General features: G+C 33.6%; 18 protein-coding genes. 5 read left to right on the forward strand and 13 right to left on the reverse strand.

Annotated elements, in window-relative coordinates; all coding sequences use genetic code 11:
• Positions 1 to 25 precede the first annotated feature (25 nt).
• The 12 genes from ACEN2F_RS14030 to ACEN2F_RS14085 all read right to left on the reverse strand — a co-directional run bounded on the left by ACEN2F_RS14030 (position 26) and on the right by ACEN2F_RS14085 (position 9,096).
• Complete coding sequence (locus ACEN2F_RS14030; RefSeq protein WP_441740318.1) at positions 26 to 1,888, reverse strand: M61 family metallopeptidase; 1,863 nt, start codon at positions 1,886 to 1,888, stop codon at positions 26 to 28.
• A 54-nt stretch (positions 1,889 to 1,942) separates the two neighbouring features.
• On the reverse strand, positions 1,943 to 2,890 hold the full coding sequence (locus ACEN2F_RS14035) for an alpha/beta hydrolase (RefSeq protein WP_441740322.1): 948 nt from the start codon (positions 2,888 to 2,890) through the stop codon (positions 1,943 to 1,945).
• 1 nt (position 2,891) lies between these two features.
• On the reverse strand, positions 2,892 to 3,236 hold the full coding sequence (locus ACEN2F_RS14040) for a hypothetical protein (protein WP_441740325.1): 345 nt from the start codon (positions 3,234 to 3,236) through the stop codon (positions 2,892 to 2,894).
• 2 nt (positions 3,237 to 3,238) lie between these two features.
• The gene (locus ACEN2F_RS14045; protein WP_441740327.1) at positions 3,239 to 3,820 is read right to left on the reverse strand and encodes a hypothetical protein; all 582 of its coding nucleotides are present in this window, start codon (positions 3,818 to 3,820) and stop codon (positions 3,239 to 3,241) included.
• Between the two features lie 4 nt (positions 3,821 to 3,824).
• Positions 3,825 to 4,103, reverse strand: a complete 279-nt coding sequence (locus tag ACEN2F_RS14050; protein WP_441740330.1) for a DUF2089 family protein — start codon at positions 4,101 to 4,103, stop codon at positions 3,825 to 3,827.
• 165 nt (positions 4,104 to 4,268) lie between these two features.
• On the reverse strand, positions 4,269 to 4,547 hold the full coding sequence (locus tag ACEN2F_RS14055) for a DUF2805 domain-containing protein (protein ID WP_441740333.1): 279 nt from the start codon (positions 4,545 to 4,547) through the stop codon (positions 4,269 to 4,271).
• Between the two features lie 118 nt (positions 4,548 to 4,665).
• Positions 4,666 to 5,493 carry a sterol desaturase family protein gene (locus tag ACEN2F_RS14060; protein WP_441740336.1) on the reverse strand — a complete coding sequence of 276 codons (828 nt, stop codon included), beginning with the start codon at positions 5,491 to 5,493 and terminating at the stop codon, positions 4,666 to 4,668.
• Positions 5,494 to 5,538: 45 nt separating this feature from the next.
• Positions 5,539 to 6,147 carry an alpha-ketoglutarate-dependent dioxygenase AlkB family protein gene (locus ACEN2F_RS14065; protein ID WP_441740339.1) on the reverse strand — a complete coding sequence of 203 codons (609 nt, stop codon included), beginning with the start codon at positions 6,145 to 6,147 and terminating at the stop codon, positions 5,539 to 5,541.
• Positions 6,148 to 6,151: 4 nt separating this feature from the next.
• A complete protein-coding gene (locus ACEN2F_RS14070; protein WP_441740342.1) occupies positions 6,152 to 6,505 on the reverse strand; it encodes a DoxX family protein in 354 nt (117 codons plus the stop codon).
• A gap of 68 nt (positions 6,506 to 6,573) precedes the next feature.
• On the reverse strand, positions 6,574 to 7,470 hold the full coding sequence (locus ACEN2F_RS14075; RefSeq protein WP_441740345.1) for a DMT family transporter: 897 nt from the start codon (positions 7,468 to 7,470) through the stop codon (positions 6,574 to 6,576).
• A gap of 151 nt (positions 7,471 to 7,621) precedes the next feature.
• Positions 7,622 to 8,029, reverse strand: a complete 408-nt coding sequence (locus ACEN2F_RS14080; RefSeq protein ID WP_441740347.1) for a DUF2721 domain-containing protein — start codon at positions 8,027 to 8,029, stop codon at positions 7,622 to 7,624.
• Between the two features lie 146 nt (positions 8,030 to 8,175).
• Complete coding sequence (locus ACEN2F_RS14085; protein ID WP_441740349.1) at positions 8,176 to 9,096, reverse strand: LysR family transcriptional regulator; 921 nt, start codon at positions 9,094 to 9,096, stop codon at positions 8,176 to 8,178.
• 250 nt (positions 9,097 to 9,346) lie between these two features.
• Here ACEN2F_RS14085 and ACEN2F_RS14090 point away from each other — a divergent pair, with 250 nt between their 5' ends.
• The 5 genes from ACEN2F_RS14090 (at position 9,347) to ACEN2F_RS14110 (ending at position 12,207) form a co-directional block, all read left to right on the forward strand.
• On the forward strand, positions 9,347 to 9,649 hold the full coding sequence (locus tag ACEN2F_RS14090) for a hypothetical protein (protein ID WP_441740351.1): 303 nt from the start codon (positions 9,347 to 9,349) through the stop codon (positions 9,647 to 9,649).
• A gap of 131 nt (positions 9,650 to 9,780) precedes the next feature.
• Complete coding sequence (locus ACEN2F_RS14095; RefSeq protein ID WP_441740353.1) at positions 9,781 to 9,918, forward strand: DUF6671 family protein; 138 nt, start codon at positions 9,781 to 9,783, stop codon at positions 9,916 to 9,918.
• Positions 9,919 to 9,950: 32 nt separating this feature from the next.
• Complete coding sequence (locus ACEN2F_RS14100) at positions 9,951 to 10,238, forward strand: DUF6671 family protein (protein ID WP_441740363.1); 288 nt, start codon at positions 9,951 to 9,953, stop codon at positions 10,236 to 10,238.
• Positions 10,235 to 11,194, forward strand: a complete 960-nt coding sequence (locus ACEN2F_RS14105) for an L-threonylcarbamoyladenylate synthase (RefSeq protein WP_441740355.1) — start codon at positions 10,235 to 10,237, stop codon at positions 11,192 to 11,194. Before ACEN2F_RS14100 ends, ACEN2F_RS14105 begins: the two co-directional genes overlap by 4 nt.
• A gap of 47 nt (positions 11,195 to 11,241) precedes the next feature.
• Entirely contained in the window at positions 11,242 to 12,207 is a 966-nt protein-coding gene (locus tag ACEN2F_RS14110; RefSeq protein ID WP_441740356.1) for a sodium-dependent bicarbonate transport family permease, read from the forward strand.
• Between the two features lie 209 nt (positions 12,208 to 12,416).
• Here the strand turns inward: ACEN2F_RS14110 and ACEN2F_RS14115 are convergent, their stop codons facing one another.
• Entirely contained in the window at positions 12,417 to 12,587 is a 171-nt protein-coding gene (locus ACEN2F_RS14115) for a hypothetical protein (protein WP_441740358.1), read from the reverse strand.
• Positions 12,588 to 13,184 lie beyond the last annotated feature (597 nt).

Here is a 13,184-nt window from a genome sequence, read left to right on the forward strand (position 1 = left end):
GGGATTTTCTCTTAAATTTATACTATTAAGCTTTCAACCAAGCTTCTTTTAGATTGTTTTTAATAGGGTCAGTAGCTCGCAGACCTTCTTTTTCCTCGTAAGGAAGTTTTACTTTTCCTTTGATTACCTGCTCTTTTCCGTCCCGTTTTATCTTAATTATAATTGCGTCATTTTCTTTCCAGTTTTGACTTTCGGAAATCATTTCATAAATGTTGTCTAACGAATACGGTTTTTCATTTATGGAAACGATGATGTCACCTCCTTTTAGTTCTAAATTGGTATAGAAAGTATTTAGTTCTATATTCGGAATGACAATAATTTCCTTTGTTTGTTGATTTACGGTGATGTATGGTGATTGGCCTTTTAAAAATACATTGCCTGGCACTTTTTCGATCGATTTGGTCACGCCTACTTTAGCCAAATAAGTTTCGTAAGGAATTGGAGTTGCACCAGAAACATAAGTAGTCAAAAAAGTTCCTACTTCAGGGTAGGTCAGTGAAGTTATTTTTGCAAAAAGTTCAGCGTCATTAAACGGTTTAGAAGCGCCATATTCATTTGATAATTTTTGCATCAAATCAAGAATTCCTCTTTGTCCATTGCTATTTTCTCTAATGATAATATCGAGACACATTCCTATCAGTGCTCCTTTCTCATATACGTTCAAGTATTGCGCTTTGTAAGGTTCTGTTAACACGTTAGCGCTCATTGTAGTAAAAGGCATTGTGTCATTCATTGCATTTGCATGTTCAATTTTTTCAGCCATGCGTTTAAAAAACTCTTCTTCAGTAATCAATCCTTGATTGATTTGAAAAAGATTCGCAAAATATTCCGTAACGCCCTCATACATCCACAAATGTTCTGACATTTTAGGCGCATTATAATCAAAATAGTGAATTTCTTTAGAATGAATAGTTAAAGGCGTTACAATATGGAAAAATTCGTGTGAAACGACATCTTTCATCGATTTTACCAACTCTTCTTTAGGCATCATTTCCGGTAAAACCACTGTTGTGGCTGTAGGGTGCTCTAAGGCTCCAAAACCTTTTGCATCAGTAGGTGTCATGCTTGATAAATACAGCAATACCGTATATTTTTTAGTAGCATTTATTTTTCCTAAAAATGTTTTTTGAGCGGTCATCATTGTTTTCATTTCCGGGGTGATGCTTTCGGCAGTGACTTTTCCAGTAGGAGAATATACACCTATCAGAATTTCCATACCATCTACTGTAAAAGTGGTATAATCTGGTTTTGAATACATGATTGGATTTTCAACTAATTCAGCATAACGAGCTGTTGTAAATACATCATTTGTGGTGCTTGCATCCTGATCTGTCATTGAAGTTGCGCCCCAAAGTGTTTCTGGATGTGAAATAGTAACAGTGTAAGCAAGGTCTTTTTTGTCTTGGAAATAGCCCACAAAGCCATGCATGTTTAGCATAAAGTTTTTACCTGCATCTATATTTGTTCCGGCAGGAGAAAAAATATCGTTTTTTCCAAAACCGCCGCCTTTTTCAGTATCAAAGGTGTCATTTACTAAATAAGTGATTTTGACTAATGATTTTGCATTCTTGATATTCCAAGTGTTGTCATCTGTTTTTGAGATTGCAAGCTGATTTCCTTTGCTGTCGAATGCTTTTAAATCATCAATGTACTTGCCATAATCGTCAATAGAGTAGGTTCCTGGGACAATTTTAGGAATGCTGTACGTCACTTCTTCCGTATTGATTTTAGGCGAGGTAATAGTTACCATGACCTTGTCCTCTTTTACATCGTTCAAATTTATGGCAACGTCTACTTGTTCTTTTGCAACGGCAGTGGCGCTCGGGCTTGCAGTTTTACAGCTCCAAAGAATTGAAGCAAATGCCAGTGAATAAAGTATTCTTTTCATTTTGTTTGTTTTGTTTTTTGTTGTTAGTCTTCTCAGTTGTACAATTGTTACAGCTTAAAGGGATTTTACAAACGTTGTTATGGTGCTTGTTAATTTTGCAGCTATTGGTGCATCCGGATTAGAGTAGGATTTCATGTTTTCAGTGTCATCTCCTTTGATCTCTTTAAAAATATGATTCATATTTTCGATCAAAATGACTTCAGCCTCTGGCTTAGCTTTTTTTAATAGTTCCGCTTCTTGAATTGTCACTTGTAAATCCTTGGTTCCGTTTACGATTAAAATCGGTATTTGCAATTTTGCAATTTCAATTTGAGGGTTGTATTTAATCCATGAAATCATGTAGGGCTGGATACTTTCTCTAAAAAGGGAAGCTAACATCGGATTTTTTAATTCGAAAGTTTTTCTGCTTTTAAGGATATCGAGATTTTTTTGTGTTTCTTCCTTTAGAAAAGGCGCTTGTTTGGTGATTTGTTCGACTAAAACAGCATCAATAGTTCTTCCGGCTCCAGCCAATGAAATGAAAGCATCTGCTTTACTATTTGCGGCTATCATTCCTATTAAGGAACCTTCGCTGTGTCCGGCAATTATTATGTTGTTGTACTTTTTTTGATTTTTAAAAAATAACAAAACGGATGTCGCATCAGTAATGAAATCATCAAAAGTAAGTGTGGCCTCATTCACGGTTCCGCTTTTCATTTGAGCAAAGATTCTTTTATCGTAACTAAAAGAGGCAATATTATTTTTTGCTAATTCTTCGGATAGATATTTTAAAGAATTGTTGGTTAATCCTTTTTGATTACCATCTCTATCTGTGGGTCCTGAACCTGCGATAAGTATGACAAGATTCGTTTTCTTGTTTTGTTTTAAAGGCGAATACAACGAACCATTTAGCAATGGATTGATAGCAATTTCCTCTTTATTAAAAGATCTAACTGCAGTTTTTTCCTGTGAATAACCTAGTGTTGAAAAGAAGATCAGGAATATTAATAGTGATTTTTTCATTTTATTTTTCGTTTAATAAGTTCATGATCATAGCAGGATTTTCAACTTCAATAATTAGTTTATGGAAGTAGGAATCTTTGAGTTCAACAATAATCGCATTTTTTTTATTGCAAACATCCCAAAAATTGCGTTTGCCGTTTTTTATATACGTTCCAGCAGTAATAACCCAAGGCAATTGGGTGCCCGGCATTTTCCAACCAATCCAAAATGTAAATTCATCGTTGCTTTGATACGCTCTGATTATTTTATTTTTGGGTACTTTAATCTTATTTTCGAAAGCCCAAAATTTGTGACTTCCTAGAATATCAAAAATAAATTCATTCTCGTTTGATGTTACAGCTACCATTATTAGTTAAGGGTTTTGATTAGGATTTTAGAAAGAATCTCAGCAAAAATCAATGTGCCAATAAAAAACAAGGTATGTTTTGTTTCTTTTGCGTTTACAGCTGTTTTGAATCCGTTGAAAAGTAAAATCATAGACCAAATTAATGAAGCTATAATTGCAAATGTAAGAGCTATTAAACAAAAAATATCTAAAGCTTCAAGAGTGTTTATTTGGTTTGATTTAGCTAAGGTTAAAATCCTTTCAGAAATGGTATAAGCTTTATTATTTACATTGAAAAAAGTGATGAAATAAAAAGGAATTCTGGCAATCATAGTTGCAGAAAAAATATCGATAAGTCGTGTTTTATTATTGATTAGTTTTCCAATAACAAAAAGACAAATCGTTAACGTTACAATATCAATACTGATATCTAATAAGAGATTGTAAATACTAAGATTTTTTACAAAATGCAGATCCAGGACTCCGTCAAAACGAGTGTTAAAAACAAAACCCAAACCACCACCAATTAGGGTAAATAGCAATCCAAAAATGATTAAAATCTTATCCGAATATTTTTCGAAAGGATTAAATAGCAGTGTCCTCATAATATTATGATTTTTGTTTTAAGAGGTTTATTTTTTGAATGATATCATCCAGTTTATTTCTAACTGTTGGATAACTGTTTCCTAGTTGAGAGGCCATTTCTTTCAAACTGCCACTTGTCATAAAAAATTGGAGGATAAAATTTTGTTCTTCTTCTGAAATTTGAAGCAGTAATGGTAACGAATAATTTCCGGAAACTACAGTAGAACAGTTTTCGCAACTGAGTTGGGTTACTGAAAGTGCGTTTTCGCAACTCGGACATTGAACAGGGAGTTTAGGTTGCATATTATTTAATATATATCAAGCTAAGTTAAACAATATTTATTTTAAAATAAATAATATTTATTATTAATTTGATATTGTTAAAAAAAATAATATTTATTAGAGTTTTGCTGTTTTTAGTGGGGTTTATTTAAAAACAAAAAACTCCTGAATATCAGGAGTTTTATTTTAATCTAATTTGTTCTTTATGTAATATTTACCATCCAAATCTTCGTCGAAATCATCAACTTTTATTTGTTTTGGTTTTGGTTTGTTTGCGGTAGCTTTCTTTTTCCACATTTCAAATTTTTCTGCCGGCATTTTCTTTTTCATGATCTCTAGGATCTCTTTTTCGGCCAGACCAAATTCTTTTTTAATGATTTCAAAAGGATTTTTTTCTTCTAAAGCCATTGTAACAAGTTTTTCTGTTTGTTCCCAGTTCAATTCTTTTCGGTTACTCTTTTTCATCACGTGAAAATTAATTCAAATAGGTATTAACGATTATTAAATTAAATTTTTTAATTTCATTCAATATTAAGAAAAATTATAATTACTTTCCGTCAAAATATGATTTTTTTTAATTTTTTTAATTTTTTCCCTTTAAAAGCTGGTTTTGAAAAGGTATTTTTAACAAATTCTGCAACGCATTATGTTCCTCAGCATTGGGATGGGTATCGATTCCGTAAATGATTTCTTCTTTTGGAAGTGTCATAAAAGTGCCAAATAGCCGATCCCAGATTGAAAATATATTTCCATAATTACTATCCGTGTACGGCAAAACATGATGGTGATGTACTTTGTGCATGTCTGGAGATACAATCAAGTAACTCAAAAGAGTGTCTACTTTTTTTGGCAATGCAATGTTGGCATGATTGAATTGCGTTGCCACAACAGATACTGTTTGGTATAGAAAAACCATCCACATTGGACTACCAATAATTAAAACACCCAGAGCGGTAAATGCAAATCGGATCACACTTTCCCCTGGGTGATGTCTATTTGCCGTTGTGGTGTCAATCCAAGTGTCCGTATGATGAATCAAATGAAAACGCCACAAAATCTTGGTTTTGTGTTCAACCAGATGAACGAGATACGCACCAATTAAGTCTAATAACAGCAATCCAATAAGAGCATAAAGCCATAAAGCCATTTTGGGAAGCCATTGTAAAACACCAAAATTTGTAGCAATTGTCCAATCTGCTATTTTTAATAAAATAAAAGCCAAACAAAAATTAACAACAATAGTCGTGAAGGTCATAAAGATGTTGATACCCGCATGATGCCATTTTTTGTAAGTGAAGTTAAAAAGCGGAAATGCATTTTCAATCAGCCAAAAAAAAGTGATACCACCCACAAGGATTAGGCTTCGGTGTGAAGAAGGAATAGTAGAAAAATAAGTGATGATATCATTCATTATTTGGATATTTATTCCAAATTTAATGATTTTTTGTAAAAATATTTATTTAATTATTCGGAAAGTACCATTTATTCTGGGGCCAATAGGTTTTGTTGTTTTTGGGATTTGGTGTTTCCAGAAATGCTGAGTCGTTCCTTTCATCAGCAGTAAGCTTCCATGTTCCAGAATAATACTTTTTTTTAGGTCTTTATCTAAATTATGTTTGAGCTGAAAAGTGCGTTGGGCACCAAAACTCAATGATGCAATTATGGGATTTATTCCTAATTCTTTTTCGTTATCAGCATGCCAGCCGTTGCTGTCTCTTCCGTCGCGATATTGATTGAGTAAGACGGTTGTAAAAGTTGCTTCAGCACTTTTTTCGACTTCAGATTTTAGCTTTTGCAAAAGCAAATTCCAAGGATGTGGTTGCATCGTTATATTCGAGTACGAGTATGGCTTTCCTTCGTTGCCAAATAAAGCAGTCAAACGAGGTTGTGGATGAATTTTGCCAAATACGCGAATATCGTCTTGTTGCCAAGGAATATCTTGTAGTAATTCGGCAAAAATAATATCGGCTTGCTCTTTGTCAAAAAACTGAGGATAATAGATGATCTCAGCATCCGGCAAGTCAAGAAATAAGGGTTCTGATGTGGATTCAAAAAGTGATTTCAATGGATTATGTGTATTGGTACGCCCAGTAAATTAAAAATAATTGTAGCGGCATTCGCAATAGTAAGGCCCATTTAGGCAAACCCATACTTACTTTTTTATCAAAATACATATACAAATGCGTTGGAAAAATTGCAATTAACAATGCAATAACTCCCCAAGCAGCATAGTTGGAAAGTAGCGGTATACAAAGCGAAATTCCCAAAACTACTTCTGCTAAACCACTGCTGTAATTTAATAATTTTGGATTAGGAAAATAAGGCGGAATGATTTTCAAATACAATCTCGGATTCCTGAAATGGTTTAATCCTGCTACAAAGTAAATAAAAGCCATCACATATAAATGCCAGGGTAAATTCATGGTATAGTTATTTTATACGAATTTATAAAAATTTCAGGAAAATCAATGCCAGCATATTAAAACTGCAATTAAGAAGTACGCTTTAGGTTGACATTCATTATGATAATTGCTAAAATGATTAAAATAATACCAAGCCACTGGATTAGATTTACCTGCTCACCTAATAAAAGATATGCCATCAGTACTGAAACGGGAAGCTCTAGTGCCGAAACAATACTTCCTAGTCCAATTCCAGTCAGCGGGAAACCAGCATTCAACAATAAAGGTGGTATTATAGTTCCAAAGAGCGCTAATATGATTCCCCATTTCATGAAAATTTCAAAGTTAAAAGGAGTGGTTTGTGTTGAAATTGCAAAAATGGTCACGATGACAGCTCCGCCCAACAACATGAATAAACTACGTTGTGCTGAAGAAATATGTGTTGCCACGCGATTAGCTGTAAACATTGTTGTAGTAAAAGAAGCTGCTGCAAAAAGACCTAAAACGATACCGCGCCAATCTAAAACGATACTATTTTCGATAACGTTAGTAGCCAGAATAGTTCCGGTTAAGACAATAAAGACGGAAACTATTTTTTGAGTAGAAGGAACTTTTTTTTCTAAAATCATTTCGAATAAAACGCCCATCCAAACGGTTTGCATCAATAAAACGATTGCAATAGAAACAGGAATGTATTTAACGGCCAAATAATAAAAGATACTCGTAAATCCTAAAGATGTTCCGGCAAGCATCAGCTGAGAGATGTTTTTTTGAGAAGCTTTTATAACGGTATTTCTTTTTTTAGCTTTTTGGAACATATTGATCATCAGCATTCCCATGATTCCATATACAAATTGAGCAACTGTAATTTCCGGAGTGGTATAGCCTTCTCCGTATGCTATTTTTACAAAAGTAGCTAGCATTCCGTAACTCGTTGCACCAAGACCAACTAAGAAAACTCCTTTTAAGACACTATTTTTTATCATTTTTTTCAATTTTAAAAAGCGGGCAAAGATAGGGTTTAGTTGCTAGTTATAGGTTATAAATTAGTCATTATTACGCAAGACTTTTATTCTGGTTTGACTGTGCTTCGTAACGAAGCTCTTTTAGATTTTTTAATAATTTTTGCGTGGAATATTACTTTTCTTTCACTTTGTTATCCACTAAATCACTCAAATGCAATCGCAAAGCATTTACTGAAATACTGATTTCCCAAAAGGATAATCCTAATGAAACCAACAAGGTAAACAAACTCAACCCAAAAAGGTAAATACCGGCCATTTGTAGTTCTAAGAATAGCAAAAGCATTGCAAAAACGGATAAAAATAGACTTAGTACACCTGCCATTTGCATGTATCGAATTAGTGTCAAGCGTAAATTTAGGTTTTTGATTTCCAATAAAATTACATTGTTTTGTTTCTCGTTATAGGTTTTTTTTAAACCCCTCACGATTGTGGCAATAGTAAGAAACCGATTAGTATATGCTAATAAAATCAACGAAGTTGCGCCAAAAAGTAAGGCTGGAGTTTCTATTTGTAAAGTCATAATTTGTGAATCGAATGAAATTCAAAGATCGGAAATCTTTACGTAAATTGATTGATAGCAATAAAAAATAGTTTTTTTGATGAGGAAGCTGCAATTCAAATAGTCATTATGGTATGTAGGTTTTATTTAAAAGGCTGATTAGATTTTCAAGGTTTAATCCAACCAAAGGCGTTTGCTATAATTTTCTTTTTTTCTTCATTAACAAATTTCAAGTAGGCATTTGCAACAGGTGAAAATTTCTTGCCTTTCAACCAGATTAAATTCCAGTTAGAATGAAGCGGTAAACCTTGTACTGGAATGATTTGCAGGCTGCCATTAGTCAGTTCGCTTTTTATACCAATTAAGGGCATTATAGAACATCCAAGTCCAGCTAATACTGCCTGCTTTACCGCCTCGTTAGAGGTAAGCACCATTTTTTTTGGAACTGTTAATTGATTCTGTTCTATGAATCTTTCCATAACATATCTAGTTCCAGACCCTTGTTCCCGATAGATTATTGGTAAATTTTCAATAATTTTTTTGTCCTGAACACCATTTCCTATTTGTTGATTACTGTTAGCAATAAGAAAAAGAGTATTTGGCATTAATTCTATTTTTTCAATTTGTAAGGTCTCAGGTAAGACAGAGACAAGGGAAAAATCAACTTCATTTTTTTCCAAATTTTTTAGGACTTTGTTTTTGTTCGTCACATCAAGAAGTAGCTCTACACTTTGATTTTGTTTTAAAAAATCAGATAAAAAATAGGGGATTACATATTTACCTGTTGATACGACAGAAATTTTTAATTTTCCTGTTAATTGTCCTTTAAATGCCATTGTTTTATAATTAATAGCATGCACTTCATTCAGAATTTTTTCAGCAGCTATCGCAATTTCTTTCCCAAAATCGGTGACGTACAATTTACGTCCTATTACTTCTGTAAGGGGAACATCAAATTGATCTTGAAAATTCCGAAGCTGTATAGATACTGCGGGCTGTGTCAAATGAAGTTCTATTGCTGCCTTAGTGATGCTTTTATTCTGGGTAATTTTTAAAAATACGTGCAGTTGGTGGAGTGTATAATTCATAAATATTTTTAATGTGTATCATTACAAATATAAATAAAAATTTATGGATAGCTCATTCTACCTTTGTAGAAAATAAATAAAATTATGAAAGAAAATATTAGTTTGTTTATAGGAGCTATATGGCTCAGTTGTGGAATCCTCCTGACCAGCCTTGAACCTGAAAATCTCCTTTTTAAGTTGTTTTTGGGAATCGGAATATTTTTTACGACTTACAAATTACCAAAAAATCAAAAATCATTATAAAATAGCTATGGAAAAAGAATATCAATTTAAGTTAGTTGAAGGTCAATTTGTACCATCAGAAGCTGGTAAAGTACTGTTTTCGTTGATTAATAATAAGATTAACTATCATAATTTAGAAAAATTTAGCAATCAAATTCGGTTTGATGAAGACAGTTCGCATTCAAGAATAAGACTTGAAACTCTTTCTGAGGCATCAGCCTATATCAAAGATTTAATCAGCGAAGCATCCTCAAAAAATATGGAACTAAAAATTGAGGGTGTGATTCAAATTGTACTCTTACCCAAAAGCAAAACAGAGGTTGATGTTTAAAAAAAGGAAATTGCTGATTGCAACTCAACATCATAAAGAGCAGATGATTGCTCCCATTTTTGAAGGGGGTTTAGGTGTTCTTTGTTTTGCTCCTGATAATTATAATTCGGATATTTTTTCCACTTTTTCAGGTGAAGTGCAACGAAAAAAAAACGGCAGGTGTCACCGGCAGAGCTAAATGTTTGGCGGCAATAGAGGAATTTGATTGTGATCTGGGTATAGCCAGCGAAGGCTCTTTTGGTTCTCATCTTTTTTTCAGGATCTTATGAACAAATATGGAATTGTTTATGCTGAAACAGATATGCGTGCGCTTTACAATCCCACACGGATGGGTGTGATAAAAATAGCAGCTCTAAAATTAATGGAAACGATAAAAAGCAAATGTCCCAATTGTAAAACTCCGGGTTTTAGTGTTACAGATATAAAACAAGGTATACCCTGCTCGTGGTGTGCAGCATCCACTCGTTCTACAATGAGTTTTATTTACAGTTGTAAAAAGTATTCGTTTAATTCCGAAAAAAATGTATCCCCTTCAAAAAAACAACCGAAAAACCAGGATTTTTCGATTCCTGTAACCCTTAAGATATGAGTATAATTAACAATTCGATTGTAAAAGCTGTTGCACTTTTAAATCAAGAACAAATCATAGGAATTCCTACTGAAACGGTTTATGGTTTAGCCGGCAACATTTATAGTTCTAAGGCAGTAGAACGTATATTTGACATGAAAAAACGACCATTTTTTAATCCGTTAATTGTTCACATAAAATCTGCAACTGCGCTTTCTGAAATAGCGAGAGAGATTCCTGAAAAAGCGGCCTTGTTAGCGAAGGCTTTCTGGCCGGGACCTCTAACTTTGGTTTTAAAAAAGCAAATTGCCATTCTGGATTTGGTTACTGGTGGTAAAGATACCGTAGCGGTCAGAGTCCCAAATCACCCAGTGACCCTGGCCTTGTTGAATCAATTAGCTTATCCGCTCGCAGCTCCAAGTGCGAATCCGTTTGGCTCTATAAGTCCCACTACAGCAACACATGTCGCCGACTATTTTGAAAAAGAACTGCCAATGGTTTTGGATGGAGGAGCTTGTCAGAGAGGAATAGAATCAACTATCATAGGGTTTGAAAATGGAGAACCCATTTTATACCGGCTAGGTTCTTTGGCTGTTGAGAATATTGAAGCAGTTGTAGGACCTGTAAAAATAATTACCCATGATGATATTGCTCCCGCGGCGCCAGGCATGCTTTCGAAACATTATGCTCCTTTGACAAAGACTTTTTTGACAGCTGATGTAGCAAAAAAGCTAACAATGTTTACGAATCAAAAAATAGGAGTTCTAGTATTCCAAAAAAGGATTGACGAAACGAATATTGCACAACAAGAAGTTTTATCCGCGACAGGAAATTTAGCAGAAGCAGCTTCACAACTATACGCGGCTTTGCATCGGTTGGATAATTCCCATCTCGATTGCATTATTGCTGAACGATTTCCAGATTTTGGCTTGGGTAAAACGATAAATGACCGATTAAAAAGAGCTACTCAAAAATAATATAATAGGATTAAAATGCGCAAAATAATTTTTAAACACAACCAAATATGAATTTCAGTTTATTGATTGATAATTTAACCAATCCAGCTTTGCTTTTTTTTGTGCTGGGTATTATAGCCGTATACGTCAAAAGCGATCTAGAAATTCCAGAGAATACCTCTAAATTCATATCGTTATATCTTCTTTTTTCTATTGGTTTTAAAGGTGGACAGGAATTAGCGCACAGTCACTTTACTGTAGACATTCTTTGGTCGATTATTTTTGGAGTGCTGATTGCGGTGTTAATTCCGCTGTATACTTTTTTTATTTTAAAGAAAAAGTATAGCATTGAGAATTCTGGCGCCATAGCTGCTGCTTATGGATCTGTGAGTGCGGTTACTTTTGTAACGGCCATCTCTTTTTTAGAAATTCAAAATTACAATTTCAGCGGTCACATGGTTGCTGTAATGGCGCTGATGGAGGCTCCTGCGATTATTGTAGGGGTAATCTTAATCCGCTTGTTTAGTAAAGAAGAAGTTCAGAAAACCAAGATGACCACAATTATCAAGCATTCTTTTACTAATGGAAGTGTGCTGCTAATACTGGGAAGTTTGGTTATTGGTTTTTTAGCAAGCGAACAACAAGCCTTGGGAATTAAGCCTTTTACGACTGATATTTTCAAAGGGTTTTTAGCCTTGTTTTTATTAGATATGGGAATTGTAAGTGGCCGAAAATTAAATGACTTTTTTAAAAGTGGGTGGTTCAGTGTGTTTTTCGCTATTGTTTTTCCGCTGATCAATGGCTGCATCGTCGCATTTTTGAGTCAGTTCGTTACAGAAGATATTGGGAACCGTTTTATTTTTGCAGTCCTGGCGGCAAGCGCTTCCTACATTGCAGTTCCCGCAGCGATGAAAATTGCCGTTCCAAAAGCAAATCCAGGGATCTTTCTGCCCATGGCATTAGCGGTAACATTTCCTTTCAATATTACTTTTGGGATGCCTATTTATTTTTCAATTGTATTGTGTCACCTTTAGACAGTTGCTTTGTCCAATTTAGTAGAACTTATTAATTGCTTCATAAACTATTGGTAATAACATGAATTAGTATAAATGTCTAGTTTTGAAGCAAAAAACCTGCAAGGGTAAACTTGCAGGTTTAATTTATAGTTATTTACTTCTGAGGATTTTCACAAGCGGGATGCTTGCACTAGCTAAGGATGTGGACAGCCATTAACACACGATTTTTAAAAATATTCAACAATAAAAAAATAAAACAATGCCCATATTATAATAAAAAATAGTCCAAGGTATACGTTATTTAAATTTTTATTTAAGTCTTTTTTGATTAGTAATCGATATAAAATCCAACCTATAAAAGCGATTACTAAACCTATTGCCATTACAATTCTTGACATAATTATTTGTTTTAGTATGAAATGATGAATTCGTGCTGGTGCCTATTATAATTGTATTTATTTTTGATAATGTTCACGAGCGGGACGGCTCGCGCTAGCTGGGTACTTTGTCATTACGAGGAACGAAGCAATCATATTTAGTTTTTTCTTTTGATTTAGTTCTTATCGTTGTGGGCACGGATTGCAAATCCGCGCTATCTGTTTTATCGTTTTGTTAATAAAATACAAAATGAGTAAAATACAGGATAATAACTAATTTCTTATAGTATTAATTGATTAAAAGACTTTAAAAAAAAGTAATAATAAACAAATAATATAAAAACCATATTGTTACAAAAAATAGCCCAAAATATAAATTGTTTAAATTTTTACTTAAGTCCTTTTTAATAAAAAGTCGATAGAAAATCCAACCTATGAAAACAATTGTTAAACCTATTGCTACCCATCCCATACATTAATTATTTTTATGATTAATTCTTAAATTTACTCTAATTTATTCTCGTTTTTTTTCGCATAGCCACTAACGTCAGTCTGTGAAAAAACTATCGTTTATTTCTTTCAAATATACTGTTTATTTCGAATAGTAAAGCAAGAAAA

Source organism: Flavobacterium sp. W20_MBD1_R3 (assembly GCF_052119725.1).
Taxonomy (GTDB): Bacteria; Bacteroidota; Bacteroidia; order Flavobacteriales; family Flavobacteriaceae; genus Flavobacterium.

Excerpts from the sequence above, each read along its gene's own strand:
- ACEN2F_RS14030 (WP_441740318.1), bottom strand. The coding sequence starts at position 1,888 with ATGAAAAGAATACTTTATTCACTGGCATTTGCTTCAATTCTTTGGAGC.
- ACEN2F_RS14035 (WP_441740322.1), bottom strand. The coding sequence starts at position 2,890 with ATGAAAAAATCACTATTAATATTCCTGATCTTCTTTTCAACACTAGGT.
- ACEN2F_RS14040 (WP_441740325.1), bottom strand. The coding sequence starts at position 3,236 with ATGGTAGCTGTAACATCAAACGAGAATGAATTTATTTTTGATATTCTA.
- ACEN2F_RS14045 (WP_441740327.1), bottom strand. The coding sequence starts at position 3,820 with ATGAGGACACTGCTATTTAATCCTTTCGAAAAATATTCGGATAAGATT.
- ACEN2F_RS14050 (WP_441740330.1), bottom strand. The coding sequence starts at position 4,103 with ATGCAACCTAAACTCCCTGTTCAATGTCCGAGTTGCGAAAACGCACTT.
- ACEN2F_RS14055 (WP_441740333.1), bottom strand. The coding sequence starts at position 4,547 with ATGAAAAAGAGTAACCGAAAAGAATTGAACTGGGAACAAACAGAAAAA.
- ACEN2F_RS14060 (WP_441740336.1), bottom strand. The coding sequence starts at position 5,493 with ATGAATGATATCATCACTTATTTTTCTACTATTCCTTCTTCACACCGA.
- ACEN2F_RS14070 (WP_441740342.1), bottom strand. The coding sequence starts at position 6,505 with ATGAATTTACCCTGGCATTTATATGTGATGGCTTTTATTTACTTTGTA.
- ACEN2F_RS14075 (WP_441740345.1), bottom strand. The coding sequence starts at position 7,470 with ATGATAAAAAATAGTGTCTTAAAAGGAGTTTTCTTAGTTGGTCTTGGT.
- ACEN2F_RS14080 (WP_441740347.1), bottom strand. The coding sequence starts at position 8,029 with ATGACTTTACAAATAGAAACTCCAGCCTTACTTTTTGGCGCAACTTCG.
- ACEN2F_RS14085 (WP_441740349.1), bottom strand. The coding sequence starts at position 9,096 with ATGAATTATACACTCCACCAACTGCACGTATTTTTAAAAATTACCCAG.
- ACEN2F_RS14090 (WP_441740351.1), top strand. The coding sequence starts at position 9,347 with ATGGAAAAAGAATATCAATTTAAGTTAGTTGAAGGTCAATTTGTACCA.
- ACEN2F_RS14100 (WP_441740363.1), top strand. The coding sequence starts at position 9,951 with ATGCGTGCGCTTTACAATCCCACACGGATGGGTGTGATAAAAATAGCA.
- ACEN2F_RS14105 (WP_441740355.1), top strand. The coding sequence starts at position 10,235 with ATGAGTATAATTAACAATTCGATTGTAAAAGCTGTTGCACTTTTAAAT.
- ACEN2F_RS14110 (WP_441740356.1), top strand. The coding sequence starts at position 11,242 with ATGAATTTCAGTTTATTGATTGATAATTTAACCAATCCAGCTTTGCTT.
- ACEN2F_RS14115 (WP_441740358.1), bottom strand. The coding sequence starts at position 12,587 with ATGTCAAGAATTGTAATGGCAATAGGTTTAGTAATCGCTTTTATAGGT.